General features: G+C 58.7%; 10 protein-coding genes and 2 pseudogenes. 6 read left to right on the forward strand and 6 right to left on the reverse strand.

The window, feature by feature from the left end:
• Positions 1–250: 250 nt before the first annotated feature.
• Complete coding sequence (locus Atro_RS01895) at positions 251–2,476, reverse strand: NADP-dependent isocitrate dehydrogenase (protein WP_497926191.1); 2,226 nt, start codon at positions 2,474–2,476, stop codon at positions 251–253.
• A gap of 599 nt (positions 2,477–3,075) precedes the next feature.
• Positions 3,076–3,353: pseudogene (gene cspD / locus Atro_RS01900) on the reverse strand (cold shock domain-containing protein CspD).
• Positions 3,354–3,579: 226 nt separating this feature from the next.
• Between cspD and clpS the strand changes: the two are divergent.
• Positions 3,580–3,941: pseudogene (gene clpS / locus Atro_RS01905) on the forward strand (ATP-dependent Clp protease adapter ClpS).
• Positions 3,942–3,970: 29 nt separating this feature from the next.
• Positions 3,971–6,241 carry an ATP-dependent Clp protease ATP-binding subunit ClpA gene (gene clpA, locus Atro_RS01910; RefSeq protein WP_497926192.1) on the forward strand — a complete coding sequence of 757 codons (2,271 nt, stop codon included), beginning with the start codon at positions 3,971–3,973 and terminating at the stop codon, positions 6,239–6,241.
• 69 nt (positions 6,242–6,310) lie between these two features.
• Here clpA and infA read toward each other — a convergent pair whose 3' ends face one another.
• From infA to trxB, 4 genes are all read right to left on the reverse strand, one after another.
• On the reverse strand, positions 6,311–6,529 hold the full coding sequence (infA, locus tag Atro_RS01915) for a translation initiation factor IF-1 (protein WP_002553999.1): 219 nt from the start codon (positions 6,527–6,529) through the stop codon (positions 6,311–6,313).
• A 102-nt stretch (positions 6,530–6,631) separates the two neighbouring features.
• Positions 6,632–7,339: an arginyltransferase gene (locus Atro_RS01920; RefSeq protein WP_497926193.1), complete on the reverse strand. Its 708-nt coding sequence runs from the start codon at positions 7,337–7,339 to the stop codon at positions 6,632–6,634.
• Positions 7,340–7,419: 80 nt separating this feature from the next.
• Entirely contained in the window at positions 7,420–8,100 is a 681-nt protein-coding gene (gene aat, locus Atro_RS01925; protein ID WP_497926194.1) for a leucyl/phenylalanyl-tRNA--protein transferase, read from the reverse strand.
• A gap of 59 nt (positions 8,101–8,159) precedes the next feature.
• The gene (gene trxB, locus Atro_RS01930; RefSeq protein ID WP_497926195.1) at positions 8,160–9,107 is read right to left on the reverse strand and encodes a thioredoxin-disulfide reductase; all 948 of its coding nucleotides are present in this window, start codon (positions 9,105–9,107) and stop codon (positions 8,160–8,162) included.
• 441 nt (positions 9,108–9,548) lie between these two features.
• Between trxB and Atro_RS01935 the strand changes: the two genes are divergently transcribed.
• The 4 genes from Atro_RS01935 to crcB are packed head-to-tail and all read left to right on the forward strand — an operon-like array spanning position 9,549 to position 14,803.
• A complete protein-coding gene (locus tag Atro_RS01935) occupies positions 9,549–12,440 on the forward strand; it encodes a DNA translocase FtsK (RefSeq protein WP_497926196.1) in 2,892 nt (963 codons plus the stop codon).
• A 28-nt stretch (positions 12,441–12,468) separates the two neighbouring features.
• Entirely contained in the window at positions 12,469–13,092 is a 624-nt protein-coding gene (gene lolA, locus Atro_RS01940) for an outer membrane lipoprotein periplasmic chaperone LolA (RefSeq protein WP_497926197.1), read from the forward strand.
• A 14-nt stretch (positions 13,093–13,106) separates the two neighbouring features.
• Positions 13,107–14,432: a replication-associated recombination protein A gene (locus Atro_RS01945; protein ID WP_497926198.1), complete on the forward strand. Its 1,326-nt coding sequence runs from the start codon at positions 13,107–13,109 to the stop codon at positions 14,430–14,432.
• A complete protein-coding gene (gene crcB, locus Atro_RS01950) occupies positions 14,429–14,803 on the forward strand; it encodes a fluoride efflux transporter CrcB (protein WP_497926199.1) in 375 nt (124 codons plus the stop codon). Before Atro_RS01945 ends, crcB begins: the two co-directional genes overlap by 4 nt.
• Positions 14,804–14,818: the final 15 nt, after the last annotated feature.

Raw genomic sequence — 14,818 nt, forward strand, 5'->3', positions numbered from 1 at the left:
TTGCCGATAGCTGCGCATTATACGCGGCAATGTTGTTTGCAGCGGTATGTTGCAAGCTTGCATGCTGCGGTAAAACTTGAACGGGATGGTTCCGCCTATGTGAGGGATTGTCAGGGTTGGATTTCGCCCCGGTTGGCTTGTCGTGGGATATATGGGAAGAGGCCATAAAAAAGTGCCCCGGCTGAGAAGCCGGGGCACTTGTTAGGCAGGAGGCGAGGTAACTCACCTCCCCTAAGGCTGGTGTCACACCTTATGCAAACGCTGACAGAGCTGCATTGAAGGTTGTGCTCGGGCGCATAGCTTTGCTGGTCAGCTCAGTGTTCGGGTGGTAGTAACCAGCGATATCCACAGGCTTGCCTTGAGCTGCAGTCAACTCGCCAACGATCTTGGCTTCGTTGTCGGTCAATGCTTTGGCAAGGCCGGTGAAGCGTGCTTGCAGCTCCTTGTCTTCGGTTTGCGCAGCTAGAGCTTGGGCCCAATAGAGGGCCAGGTAGAAATGGCTGCCGCGGTTGTCGATCTCGCCAACCTTGCGTGCTGGCGATTTGTTATTGTCAAGAATTTTGCCAGTAGCCTGGTCCAGGGTTTTTGCCAGGACGAGTGCCTTGGAATTCTTGTATACGTTACCCAAATGCTCCAGGGATGCGGCAAGAGCCAAGAACTCACCGAGCGAATCCCAGCGCAGATAGCCTTCTTCGAGGAGTTGCTGAACATGTTTGGGCGCCGAGCCGCCCGCGCCAGTTTCGAACAGGCCGCCACCACTCATCAGCGGAACGATCGAAAGCATCTTGGCGCTGGTGCCCAACTCCATGATCGGGAACAGGTCGGTCAGATAGTCGCGCAGGACGTTACCGGTAACGGAGATGGTGTCCTTGCCTTCGCGAATGCGGGCCAGCGAGAAGCGAGTTGCTTCGACCGGCGACATGATGCGGATGTCGAGACCGCTAGTGTCATGATCTTTTAGGTAGCGTTCGACCTTGGCGATCACTTGGGCGTCGTGAGCGCGGGCAGGATCCAGCCAGAATACGGCAGGGGCGCCGGTTGCACGAGCACGGCTGACGGCCAGCTTGACCCAGTCCTGGATCGGGGCATCTTTCACTTGGCACATGCGCCAGATGTCGCCGGTCTCGACGGCTTGCTCCATCAGCACCTTGCCGCTGGCATCGGTCACGCGCACCACGCCGTCTGCAGGAATCTGGAAGGTCTTGTCATGGGAGCCGTATTCTTCGGCCTTTTGTGCCATCAAGCCGACGTTGGGCACGCTGCCCATGGTGGTAGGGTCGAAGGCGCCGTGCTGTTTGCAGTCTTCGATAACAGCTTGGTAGACCCCGGCATAGCAGCGATCAGGGATAACAGCCTTGGTGTCGTGCAGTTTGCCGTCGGCGCCCCACATCTTACCGGAGTCGCGAATCATGGCTGGCATCGAGGCGTCCACGATGACATCGCTTGGTACGTGCAGGTTGGTGATGCCCTTATCGGAGTTCACCATCGCCAATTGCGGGCGTTGGATGTAAACCGCTTGGATGTCCGCCTCAATCTCTTTCTGCTTCTCTTCAGGAAGGGTCTTGATGCGGGCATAGAGATCGCCAATGCCATTGTTGAGGTCGAAACCGATCTGCTTTAGGGTCTCGGCATGCTTGGTCAGGGTGCCCTTATAGAACTCGGCTACAATCTGGCCAAACATGATGGGGTCGGACACCTTCATCATGGTGGCTTTCAGGTGTACGGACAGTAGAACGCCTTGCTTCTTGGCGTCCTCGATCTCGGCGGCGATGAAGCTGCGCAGAGCTTTCGTGCTCATTACCGAGGAGTCGATGATTTCACCGGCCTGGACGGTGGTTTTTTCTTTCAGGACAGTGCTGCTGCCATCGTTGCCGATCAGCTCTATTTTCACGCTGCCAGCGGATTCGATCAGGACGGCTTTTTCGCTGCCGTAAAAGTCACCGCTGTTCATGTGGGCCACATGCGACTTGGAGTTTGCACTCCACGCGCCCATCTTGTGGGGGTGCTTTCTGGCATAGTTCTTGACGGAAAGCGGAGCGCGGCGGTCGGAGTTGCCTTCGCGCAGAACGGGGTTCACGGCGCTACCCTTGATCTTGTCGTAGCGAGCCTTGACATCTTTTTCCGTATCGCTCTTGGGCTCCTCGGGATAGTCAGGTAACTTGTAGCCTTGCTGTTGCAGCTCCTTGATTGCCGCTTTGAGTTGCGGAACGGAGGCACTGATGTTGGGCAGCTTGATAATGTTGGCTTCTGGTGTGGTAGCCAATTTCCCCAGCTCAGCCAGATCGTCAGAAATTTTCTGACTGTCACTCAGATATTCGGGGAAGGTAGCAATGATGCGACCTGCAAGAGAGATATCGCGAGTTTCAACGGCGATACCTGAAGATTCGGTGAACGCCTTAACGATTGGAAGCAGAGAGTAGGTTGCCAGTGCGGGTGCTTCGTCGGTAAGCGTATAGATAATCTTCGATGTGGACATTTTTTACATTAACCCCTCTGTATTGCTACATTTGCAAGTGCACAAACTCTTGATGCTCGCAGGGTAGGCGAAGTCGCCTAAAGGCATCAATGAGCGTAAAGTCGAGGTTCCTGGAGTAGTCCCGGGTGCCTTGGGTAGTGGTTTGCCAAGAGCAATCGTTGCCAGGTTCAAGTCTGTATGCTGCTTGGGTTTAGAGTGGCTCATTCCAGAGTGACTCTGGATCCAATGTCCTTTCAGTTGCGCCGAGTATATCAGTACGACATACCTTTTGCATTCGTGGGTTTTGGTGTGTCGGCCTCTCGTTAAAGTGCCCATCTTGATAGGCTGACGAGGGGAAGCCTGCAAAGCGTTTAATTTCTTTGCTTGTCCGGTGAGGGGTGTTTCAAGACTTTACTGGGCCTGCAGCCGGGGTTGAGGCTGTCCGGATCTTAATGGCTCGCGACTTGTTGAGTCTTGTTGGGGCAGGCGAGGCGTGCTTGGCGCTGTGAGCTACAGGCTACGTGGTTCATTTGATGCAGGTCATGCCGGTGAGGCTGGTCGTGACCGGTCCAGCACGGATCAGGCCTGTTTTGAGTGCCTGATCTGCTGGCCTACCTGGCTTATAAGGTGCCGGCAATATCCGAGATGGATGAAGGTTGTGCCAGACTGAATTTGGCCGAGCTTTCGGCTTGTGTCGGGCAGGGGCGGATATTGATGGCGTGAAGCCCCTTTGGGCCTGCAGCAGCTCGAAAGTCACTGCCTGACCGGCTTTTAAGGTCTTATAACCATCCATTTGAATGGCCGAGTAATGGGCGAACAAATCTTCGTCACGGCCATCTGCCACGATGAATCCGTATCCCTTGGCGTTATTGAACCACTTGACCTTGCCGCTTAGCATGCCGACATCCCTCTGCAAAGACTCCGTCACTGGAGTATCATCCGCCTTGGCCCTCGCCAATCCCGACCTTGTGGTCGGGACTATGATGGGGCCCCGAAACACCCTATTGGGTACTCATTGTTTTTATCATCGTTTGGCCGATAGTCAAGACGGGGCTGTGCTTGGCTGCCCAAGTGTGCAAAATCCCTCTAGTATCCGTATTCGCTCAACCGGAAGCTTCTCCAGCATGTTCGCAAGCACTGAGATTCGACTAACATTCTGTCAGGATCGTCCAGAGTCTCATGGGGACGATGCTTATGGGGGGTCGTGCAGGAGTCCAAGCCTGCGCTGAAGGTTCCACCCATGTACAAGGTGGTGATGTTCAATGACGACTACACGCCGATGGATTTCGTGGTCGAAGTGCTGGAGAAATTTTTCAACCTTAACCGCGAGTTGGCAACGAAGGTCATGCTGACTGTTCATACAGAGGGGCGGGCAGTGTGTGGGATGTTTACTCGTGACGTTGCGGAAACCAAAGCTATGCAGGTCAACCAGTATGCAAGGGAATGCCAGCATCCGCTGCTCTGTGAGATCGAGAAGGACGGTTAATGCCGACCGCTTGGGTATGAGGTGAAGCTATGTTGAACCGTGAGCTCGAAGTCACTCTCAATCTTGCCTTCAAGGAGGCTCGCGCAAAGCGTCATGAGTTCATGACGGTGGAGCATCTCCTGCTGGCGCTTCTGGACAACGAGGCCGCGGCTGCTGTACTGCGGGCCTGCGGTGCAAATATCGACAAGCTCCGGCATGACTTGCAGGAGTTCATCGACTCCACAACCCCGCTGATTCCTCAGCATGATGAGGAGCGTGAGACCCAGCCGACCCTCGGCTTTCAGCGAGTGCTGCAGCGTGCAGTGTTTCATGTGCAAAGCTCTGGAAAGCGTGAGGTGACAGGGGCCAACGTGCTTGTGGCTATCTTCAGCGAACAGGAAAGCCAGGCCGTCTTTCTGCTCAAGCAGCAGAGCGTGGCTCGAATAGACGTGGTGAACTACATCGCCCATGGTATTTCCAAGGTGCCGGGGCATGGCGATCATCCCGATAACGAGCATGAGATGCAGGACGAAGAGGGCGGAGAGACTTCCGCTGCCGGTCATCCTCTAGAAGCTTATGCTAGCAATCTGAACGAGTTGGCTCGTCAGGGGCGGATCGATCCTCTGGTTGGGCGCGAGTTCGAGGTCGAGCGGGTTGCTCAAATTCTGGCACGGAGGCGCAAGAACAATCCCTTGCTGGTGGGTGAGGCTGGTGTCGGCAAGACGGCCATTGCCGAGGGGCTAGCAAAACGCATCGTCGACAACCAAGTTCCGGATCTCTTGGCGCACAGCGTTGTTTACTCTCTGGATCTTGGTGCGTTGCTGGCGGGCACCAAATATCGCGGTGATTTCGAAAAGCGTTTCAAGGCGCTCCTCAATGAGTTGCGCAAAAAGCCTCACGCCATTTTGTTCATTGATGAGATTCACACTATTATTGGAGCTGGCGCGGCTTCTGGTGGGGTGATGGATGCTTCGAACTTGCTCAAGCCGCTGCTTTCTTCTGGCGAGATTCGCTGTATTGGTTCGACTACCTTCCAAGAGTTCCGAGGTATTTTTGAAAAAGATCGGGCTTTGGCTCGACGCTTTCAAAAGGTTGATGTAGTCGAGCCTTCGGTCGAGGATACGGTGGGTATTCTTCGTGGGCTCAAGCCACGCTTCGAGCAGCATCACGGCATCGAATACAGTGACGAGGCGCTGCGTGCCGCAGCAGAGTTGTCTTCTCGTTATATCAATGATCGTCATATGCCAGACAAGGCGATTGATGTTATTGATGAGGCCGGAGCGTTTCAGCGGCTTCAGCCAGAAGAGAGGCGAGCCAAGCTTGTTGATGTGGCGCAGGTCGAGGATATTGTTGCCAAGATTGCTCGCATCCCTCCCAAGCATGTATCCAGTTCTGATAAGGAATTGTTGCGTAACCTTGAGCGGGATCTCAAGTTGACGGTATTTGGTCAGGATGTTGCCATCGACTCGCTCGCCACGGCGATCAAGCTGTCGCGGGCCGGATTGAAGTCTCCAGATAAACCGGTCGGCTCTTTCCTCTTTGCTGGCCCTACAGGTGTGGGCAAGACCGAGGTTGCTCGGCAATTGGCCAAGGCGCTGGGTGTGGAGTTAGTGCGTTTCGACATGTCCGAGTACATGGAGCGACATACTGTTTCGCGCCTGATTGGTGCTCCTCCTGGGTATGTCGGTTTTGATCAAGGTGGGCTTCTGACCGAGGCGATTACCAAGCAGCCGCATTGTGTGTTGCTGCTGGACGAAATTGAGAAGGCGCATCCGGAAGTATTCAATCTGCTGTTGCAGGTTATGGATCATGGTACGCTGACTGACAATAACGGGCGCAAGGCTGATTTCCGCAATGTCATCGTTATCATGACGACTAATGCTGGTGCAGAAACTGCGGCTCGTGCTTCGATTGGCTTTACTCTACAAGATCACTCTTCTGATGCTATGGAGGTGATCAAGAAGAGCTTCACGCCCGAGTTCCGCAACCGTCTGGATACCATTATTCAGTTTGGTCGTCTGAGCCATGAGGTGATCAAGAGTATCGTCGACAAGTTCCTTACTGAGCTGCAAGCGCAGTTGGAAGACAAGCACGTGCAGTTGGATGTTTCCGAGCAGGCGCGTGGCTGGCTTGCGGAGCATGGCTACGATGCGCAGATGGGTGCGCGGCCGATGGCTCGTTTAATCCAAGACAAGATCAAGCGCCCCTTGGCTGAGGAGATTCTTTTCGGCGAGTTGGCCGGGCATGGGGGGGTGGTGCATATTGATCTGAAGGGCGGGGAACTGTCCTTCGAATTCGAGACTACTGTCGAGGTGGCTTGAGCGCATACTAGGCTCGAATCAGAACGGAAAACGCCCGGCTATGCCGGGCGTTTTCAATTGAATCCGTCTTTAGCGGGCGCGATAGGTGATACGTCCCTTACTCAGGTCGTAAGGGGTCAACTCGACGCGCACCTTGTCCCCGGTGAGGATGCGGATGTAATTCTTGCGCATTTTACCAGAAATATGCGCAGTAACGACGTGCCCATTTTCCAACTCCACGCGGAACATGGTGTTGGGCAGGGTGTCGACGACAGTGCCTTCCATTTCGAAGCTGTCTTCTTTCGACATTCAATAAAGCCCTCGGTATGCAGTGAATGGCCCAACGTAGTTGGCACGCCGAGCAAAACGGCGTGCATTGTGCCTGAAAATGCTTGTTGACGCCAAGAGTTCTCAGGTCAAAGCGACCCAGCGATGATTAACCAATAATTCGATCGGGCGATATTGGGTCTTATAGTTCATTTTGCGGCAATTTTTGATCCAATAACCCAGATATACCGCTTGTAGGCCCAGGCGTGCCGCTTCGCCAATCTGCCAGAGAATCGCATAGCGGCCGAGGCTGCGTCGCTCTTCATTTGGATCGTAGAAGGTATAGACCGCTGAAAGGCCGTTGGGGAGTACGTCGGTTACTGCGACAGCCAGTAGACGTCCGCATAGGCGAAACTCATAGAAGCGGGAAAAAGGTAGGTCGCGTACCAAAAAGGTACAAAATTGGTCGCGGTTAGGGGGATACATGTCGCCGTCGGCATGGCGCTGTTCGATATAGCGTGCATACAGCTTGTAATATTCTTCGTTGAAACTAGGGCGCACGGCTTGTACCGAGAGATCTACGTTGCGTTTCAGGATGCGTTTTTGCTGGCGATTCGGTGAGAAGCTTTTGGCCGGGATGCGGGCCGGGATGCAGGCATTGCAGCCTTGGCAATGAGGACGATACAGGTGATCGCCGCTGCGTCGGAAGCCGAGGTCCGAGAGTTCCGCATAGACGTGCATATCCATGGGTTGGCTGGGATCGAGGAACAGTGTCGTCGCCTGCTCGTTGGGCAGATAGCTGCAGGCGTGCGGTTGAGTGGCGTAGAACTTGAGGCGAGCCAGCTCGGTCATGATCAACCCCCGGAAAGCTCTTGGCGGGCCGCGATTGTTCAGCGGCACTCATCAAGTGTATGTCAGGCTGTGGGCCTCTACTAGGCGATCCAGTCAGCTGTGCTCGGTTGGTCCAGATAACACTCCAGATAGTCGGCGAACTCATTGCGACAAATGGTGCGGGCGCCGAGGCTCTGCAAGTGCTGGGTGGGCATTTGGCAGTCGATCAGCACGAAGCCCCATTGCTCGAGTCGTTTTACCAAAGTTGTGAAGCCGACCTTGGAAGCATTGTCGACATGGCTGAACATGGATTCGCCAAAGAATAGCTTGCCGATCGCCAAGCCATAGAGTCCGCCGACTAGAGTCTCATCCTGCCAGACCTCGACCGAGTGGGCGATGCCGCGGCGATGCAGTTCCCGGTAGGCAATTTGCATTTCCGGCGTTATCCAGGTTCCATCGGCGTAGTCGCGTGGGCCCGCGCAAGCTTGGATCACTGCAGGGAAGTCGCGATCGAAAGAGACTCGGAAGCGCTCTTGGCGGAGCGTTTTGCGCAGGCTGCGAGAAACATGCAGTTCCTGAGGGAGCAACACAGTGCGCGGGTCCGGAGTCCACCAGAGAATGGGTTGTCCTGCCTGATACCAAGGGAAGCAGCCGTGCCGATAGGCCTGGATCAGACGCTCGGCGGAGAGGTCGCCTCCGACGGCCAGCAGGCCGTTGGGTTCGCGTAGGGCTCTCTCCAGGGGAGGGAAGCTCAGGCTATCGCGTTGCAGACAGGTCAGCATGTGGGCGCCGCAGTAGGAGTGAAGGAGGGCGGGCCGATACAGCGCCCGCCAGGAATTGCTCAGTTATCCAGATAGCGCTCGGCATCCAGGGCTGCCATGCAGCCGGCGCCAGCCGAAGTGATGGCCTGGCGGTAGACATGGTCGGCCACATCGCCGGCCGCGAAAACGCCTTCAATGCTGGTCGCGGTGGCGTCGCCCGCGCTGCCGCCCTTGATCGACAGGTAGCCGTCGTGCATCTCGAGCTGGCCTTGGAAGAGTTCGGTGTTGGGCTTGTGGCCGATCGCGATAAAGACGCCGGTCAGGGTCAGCGTTTCGGTGGTGCCATTTCGCGTGTCCTTCAAGCGCACGCCAGTCACTCCGGATGCGTCGCCAAGCACCTCGTCCAGCGTTTGGTTCCAGTGCAGGCGAATATTGCCGTTTTGCACCTTCTCGAAGAGCTTGTCCTGGAGAATCTTCTCGGCACGGAGCTTGTCGCGGCGATGGATGAGGTGTACTTCCTTGGCAATGTTCGATAGATACAGTGCTTCCTCCACTGCGGTATTGCCGCCACCGACCACGCAGACAACCTGATTACGATAGAAGAAACCGTCACAGGTGGCACAGGCGGAAACCCCCTTGCCAGAGAAGGCCTCTTCCGAAGGCAGCCCCAGGTATTGTGCCGAGGCGCCAGTGGCGATGATCAATGCATCACAGGTATAGGTCGCGCTGTCGCCGATCAGCGTGAAGGGTCGCAGCTGCAACTTGGCGGTGTGAATGTGGTCGTAGACGATCTCGGTGTCGAAGCGCTCGGCGTGTTTCTGCATGCGCTCCATCAGGCCGGGGCCGGTCAGGCCTTCGATATCTCCAGGCCAGTTGTCTACTTCGGTAGTGGTGGTCAGTTGGCCGCCGGGCTGGATGCCGGTGATCAGCAGGGGCTTCAGATTGGCGCGCGCAGCATAGACGGCAGCGGTATAGCCGGCCGGGCCTGAACCCAGGATGATCAGCCGCGAATGCTTGACATCATTCATAAAAAGTCCCCGTAAGCCTTTGTCACAAAAGAAAATGCATGCTCCAATTGGGCATGCATGGGAATGATTGTCGACTATGCTACACCGAAGCGCGAGAGGTCGGCAAAAGGGTGGGAGATAGGTCACTGCATGGCATTGGGCAGGCAAAACCGTACAATAAGAGGACCCCGGCGGGCTGGCATCGCCGTTTTCTTGTGAAGAGTTATCGAGCGTGCTGGCGACTTGCCGGAGTCAAAAGGTACAGCAGAAGGCCGTATAAGACAGACGAGGTGAAATCAGGCGGAAGGCGTGGCATATGCTCATGGTAAATGGGTAGTCTGAGCTTGGTTTCAACGCTGCATGATTGGCTGTGAGGATTTCCGGCTGTCGCTGCCGCCCCAAGGCTCCCGACCGACAAGTAACCTGGATGGAACGCGCCATTGGCGCAGGAAAAGAAGCGTTTTGAAGAACTCCTCTACTAAAGTACGGCTCCCAGTGTGGCAGCAACAGCTGAGTTCGCGCCTCAAGGAGGGTGCCCTGATCGCCTTGAGTGCGCTGTGCCTGTACCTCTGGATGGCGCTGCTAAGCTACGATTCATCCGATCCCGGCTGGAGCCACAGCAGCAGTGTGGCGCAGGTGCAGAATGCTGCAGGCCGGGCAGGGGCTTGGCTCGCCGATATCTTGTTCATGGCTCTCGGCTATTTTGCCTATCTCTTTCCCTTGCTGCTGGTGATCAAGACGGCCCAGGCGTTCATGGCGCGTCACGATCCCTGGCCCTTGAGTGGCTGGCTGTTCTCCTGGCGCCTGACTGGCCTGGCGATCCTGATTCCGGCGGGCTCTGCGCTGGCCTACATTCACTTCCATTCGGCTAGCGGTCTGCCGGCCTCGGCCGGTGGAGCCTTGGGTGAGGTTCTGGGCAAGCTTGCCCTGGATGCGCTCAACGTGCAGGGCAGCACATTGGTGTTTCTTTCGCTGTTCCTTTTTGGACTGACTGTATTTGCCGATCTGTCCTGGTTCAGGGTCATGGATCTGACCGGCAAGATTACGCTCGATCTGCTTGAGCTGGTGCAGAGTGCTTTCGGACGCTGGTGGAGCGTCTTGGCCGAGCGTCGGCGCCTGGTCGCCCAGTTGCACGAAGCCGAAAAGCCGGCCAAGCCCCGCAGGATTAACGTCTTACGGAGCGAGCCGTCCCATATTGTCGAGCCGCAGGTTGCTGCACCGCCAGTTCAGATGGCGGCACATGCCGAGCCGATCAAGCCCAATGTGCAGCGCCGTAGTGCTGCTGCAGAGGTTCCGGCCAGATTCCAGCGTCCGCCGGAGGCTAGTGTATCGCGCAAGCCGCGTATCGAGCCGATGACCGAAGCGCTCAAGCCGCGCATCGAGCCCGAGCTTGTCATGTCCAAGCCTCGAGTCGAGCCTGAGCTTGCTTCGCCTAAGTCCTATATCGAACCTGCATTTGCTACGCCGCCTCGAATAGAGCCTGAGCTCGCCACGCCCAAGCCCCAGCTCCACAATGAGCCCGAGGAAGTTTCCGCCTGGACTGAAGAGTTCAGTGAGTTCGATGATCTGCCGTTGGATTTCCAGGAGCACGACGCATCAGAGGAGAGCTTGCCGGCCAGTTTCCCGCGCTTCGACAAGTCCGCGTCACCGGCCGCGACACCTATGCCGCCCATGCCGGCAGTCGAGCCGCGGCCATACAGCGCGCCGGAGCCGGTCGCAGCCAGGCCGGTGGTCGAGCCGGAGCGGCGCCCGTTACCGGTCACGCCGCTATCGGAAACCCTGGCTATGGAGCCAAAGCCGCAACCCATGCCCGTATCCCTGTTTCGGGAAAGTCCTGCTTCACTCGTCGACCCTGCCTTGGAAGGCACCCTGCCGCCGCTGTCTCTGTTGGATGCCCCTGAGCAGAAGTCGCAGAACTACTCGGTCGAGTCGCTCGAAGCGCTGTCGCGCCTGCTCGAGATCAAGCTCAAGGAGTTCGGCGTCGAGGTGGTCGTCGAGTCCGTGCATCCTGGTCCGGTGATCACCCGTTTCGAGATCCAGCCGGCACCGGGGGTCAAGGTCAGCCGGATTTCCAACCTGGCCAAGGACTTGGCCCGCTCGATGGCGATGATCAGCGTGCGGGTGGTCGAGGTCATTCCCGGCAAGACTACGGTGGGCATCGAGGTGCCCAACGAAGACCGGCAGATCGTGCGCTTCTCCGAAGTGCTGGGTTCTCCCGAGTACGAGGAGGCCAAATCGCCGGTCACCCTGGCGCTCGGCCACGACATCGGCGGCAAGCCGGTCATCGCCGACCTGGCGAAGATGCCGCACCTGCTGGTGGCCGGCACCACCGGCTCCGGCAAGTCGGTAGGGGTCAACGCCATGATCCTGTCGGTTCTCTTCAAGTCGACGCCCGAAGAGGCGCGCCTGATCATGATCGACCCGAAGATGCTCGAATTGTCGATCTACGAAGGCATTCCCCATTTGCTCTGCCCGGTGGTGACCGACATGAAAGAGGCGGCCAACGCCCTGCGCTGGAGCGTGGCCGAGATGGAGCGCCGCTACAAGCTGATGGCGGCCATGGGCGTGCGCAACCTGGCCGGCTTCAACCGCAAGGTGAAGGATGCCGAAGAGGCCGGCACGCCGCTCTACGATCCGCTGTACCGGCGCGAGAGCATGGACGACGAACCGCCGCTGCTGGCGCCGCTGCCGACCATCGTGGTGGTGGTCGACGAGTTCGCCGACATGATGATGATCGTCGGCAAGAAGGTCGAGGAGTTGATCGCACGTATCGCCCAGAAGGCCCGCGCCGCCGGCATCCACCTGATCCTGGCGACCCAGCGGCCCTCGGTGGACGTGATCACCGGCCTGATCAAGGCGAACATCCCGACGCGCATGGCCTTCCAGGTGTCCAGCAAGATCGACTCGCGCACCATCCTCGACCAGGGCGGTGCCGAGCAGTTGCTCGGTCATGGCGACATGCTCTATCTGCCGCCCGGCACCGGCCTGCCGATCCGCGTGCACGGTGCCTTCGTCTCCGACGACGAGGTGCACCGTGTCGTCGAGGCCTGGAAGCAGCGTGGCGCGCCGGACTATGTCGAGGACATCCTCGCCGGCGCCGAGGAGAGCGGCAGTGGCTTCGAGGGCGGCAGCGATGGCGGCGAAGGCAGCGAGGAGGACCCGCTGTACGACGAGGCGGTGCGCTTCGTGACGGAAAGCCGGCGCGCCTCGATCTCCGCCGTGCAGCGCAAGCTGAAGATCGGCTATAACCGCGCGGCACGGATGATTGAGGCCATGGAGATGGCAGGTGTGGTGTCCTCGATGAACACCAACGGCTCGCGGGAAGTGATTGCTCCCGCGCCGATTCGCGACTGATTTCCCAAGGCCTTCCATGAGGATTGTCATGCGCCTTTTCCGCATGCTGCTGTTGTCCGCCTTCTCCCTCATCCTCCTGCCCGCGCAGGCGGACGAGCGCTCCATCCAGCGCTTGACCCAGTTGCTCGACCAGGCGCAGACCCTGACTGCGCGCTTTTCCCAGCTCACCCTCGATGGCTCCGGCACCCAGTTGCAGGAAACCTCGGGTGAGATGGCGCTGAAGCGCCCGGGGCTGTTCCGCTGGCACACCGACGCCCCGCTGGAGCAGTTGCTGGTATCCAACGGCGAGACCGTCTGGCTGTACGACCCGGACCTGGAGCAGGTGACCATCCGTAGTCTCGACCAGCGTCTGACTCACACCCCGGCGCTGCTGCTCTCCGGCGACATTTCGAAGATCGGCGAGAATTTCGAGATCACCCACAAGGAGGCCGGCGGTGTAGTGGATTTCATCCTCAAGCCGAAAGCCAAGGACACCCTGTTCGACAACCTGCGCCTGTCCTTCCGTAATGGCGTGGTCAACGACATGCAACTAATCGATGGCGTCGGCCAGCGCACCAACATCCTGTTCTTCGGGGTGAAGATGAACCAGTCGATCGATACTGCCCAGTTCACTTTCAAGGTGCCGGAAGGTACCGACGTTATCCAGGAGTGATCCGGGCGGAACCCATGGACCTGTTTCGCTCCGATCCTCCCGCCCAGCCCCTGGCCGCGCGCCTGCGCCCAGCCAGCCTGGACGAGTACGTTGGTCAGGAGCACCTGCTGGCCCGCGGCAAGCCGCTGCGCGAGGCGCTGGAGCAGGGCGCCCTGCACTCGATGATCTTCTGGGGGCCGCCCGGGGTCGGCAAGACTACCCTGGCACGGTTGCTGGCAAAGGTCACCGACGCCCACTTCGAGACGATTTCCGCGGTGCTTGCAGGCGTCAGGGAGATTCGCCAGGCGGTCGAGGTCGCCCGCCAGCAGGCGGCTCAGCACGCTCGGCGAACGATCCTCTTCGTCGATGAGGTGCACCGCTTCAACAGGTCCCAGCAGGACGCCTTCCTGCCCTACGTGGAAGACGGCACCCTGATCTTCATCGGCGCCACCACCGAGAACCCTTCCTTCGAATTGAACAACGCGCTGCTCTCGCGGGCCCGCGTCTACGTGCTTAAGAGTCTGGACGAGGCGGCCCTGCGCCGGCTGGCCGGGCGTGCCTTGAGTGAGGAGCGCGGACTGGGCGGGCGCCGCCTGAGCCTGCCGGAGGAAAGCCTCCAGATGCTGCTGGCGGCAGCCGACGGCGACGGTCGGCGCCTGCTCAACCTGTTGGAGAACGCCGCCGATCTAGTCGAGGATGGCGAGGCGATCGGCGTCGAACTGCTCGGCAACCTGCTGGGTGACAGCCGCCGGCGTTTCGACAAGGGTGGCGAATTTTTCTACGATCAGATTTCCGCATTGCACAAGTCGGTGCGCGGCTCGAATCCCGATGCTGCGCTCTACTGGTTCGCACGGATGCTCGATGGCGGCTGCGATCCTCTCTATCTCGCCCGCCGCGTGGTGCGCATGGCCAGCGAGGACATCGGCAATGCCGACCCACGGGCGCTGCCTTTGTGCCTGGCCGCGTGGGACGTGCAGGAGCGTCTGGGTAGCCCCGAGGGCGAGCTGGCGCTGGCCCAGGCCATTGTCTACCTGGCCTGTGCGCCGAAGAGCAACGCTGTCTACAGCGCTTTCAAGGCAGCCATGGTCGATGCTGCACAGCAGGGCTCGCTGGAGGTGCCGCTGCACCTGCGCAACGCGCCGACCCGGCTGATGAAGGAGCTCGGCTATGGAGAGGAATATCGCTATGCCCACGACGAGCCAGAAGCCTATGCCGCCGGCGAGGATTATTTCCCGGAAAACGTGGAGCCGCGCCGCTACTACCAGCCGGTGCCGCGCGGCCTGGAGCTGAAGATCCGCGACAAGCTGCAGCATCTGGCCGAACTCGACCGTGCCAGTCCGTGGCGGAGGAGAAAGCCATGATCGGCGTGACTCTGGCGGTGGCGGCGGGCGGCGCACTCGGCTGCCTGCTGCGCTTCGTCACCAGCAACTGGGTGTCCGCACACTGGCCGCAGCATTTCTATGCCGCCACACTGGCGGTCAACATTGCCGGCTGCCTGCTGATCGGCTATCTGTATGGCCAGTTTCTGATGCGTCCCGAAGTGCCACTGGCGCTGCGGGCCGGGCTGGTCGTCGGCTTTCTCGGCGGCCTGACCACCTTTTCATCCTTTTCCCTCGACACGCTGCGCCTGCTGGAAAGCGGCCAGGCCCCGCTGGCCTTTGGCTACCTGGCGCTCAGCGTGCTGGGCGGTCTGCTCGCCACCTGGGCCGGCCTGACACTCACCAAGCTCTGATCGATAGACGAGAAC

It is taken from the genome of Azotobacter tropicalis, assembly GCF_059739045.1.

Bases quoted from the DNA above. Each gene is read 5' to 3' on its own strand.
- Atro_RS01895 (WP_497926191.1), bottom strand. From the start codon at position 2,476: ATGTCCACATCGAAGATTATCTATACGCTTACCGACGAAGCACCCGCA.
- clpA (WP_497926192.1), top strand. From the start codon at position 3,971: ATGTTGAACCGTGAGCTCGAAGTCACTCTCAATCTTGCCTTCAAGGAG.
- infA (WP_002553999.1), bottom strand. From the start codon at position 6,529: ATGTCGAAAGAAGACAGCTTCGAAATGGAAGGCACTGTCGTCGACACC.
- Atro_RS01920 (WP_497926193.1), bottom strand. From the start codon at position 7,339: ATGACCGAGCTGGCTCGCCTCAAGTTCTACGCCACTCAACCGCACGCC.
- aat (WP_497926194.1), bottom strand. From the start codon at position 8,100: ATGCTGACCTGTCTGCAACGCGATAGCCTGAGCTTCCCTCCCCTGGAG.
- trxB (WP_497926195.1), bottom strand. From the start codon at position 9,107: ATGAATGATGTCAAGCATTCGCGGCTGATCATCCTGGGTTCAGGCCCG.
- lolA (WP_497926197.1), top strand. From the start codon at position 12,469: ATGCGCCTTTTCCGCATGCTGCTGTTGTCCGCCTTCTCCCTCATCCTC.
- Atro_RS01945 (WP_497926198.1), top strand. From the start codon at position 13,107: ATGGACCTGTTTCGCTCCGATCCTCCCGCCCAGCCCCTGGCCGCGCGC.
- crcB (WP_497926199.1), top strand. From the start codon at position 14,429: ATGATCGGCGTGACTCTGGCGGTGGCGGCGGGCGGCGCACTCGGCTGC.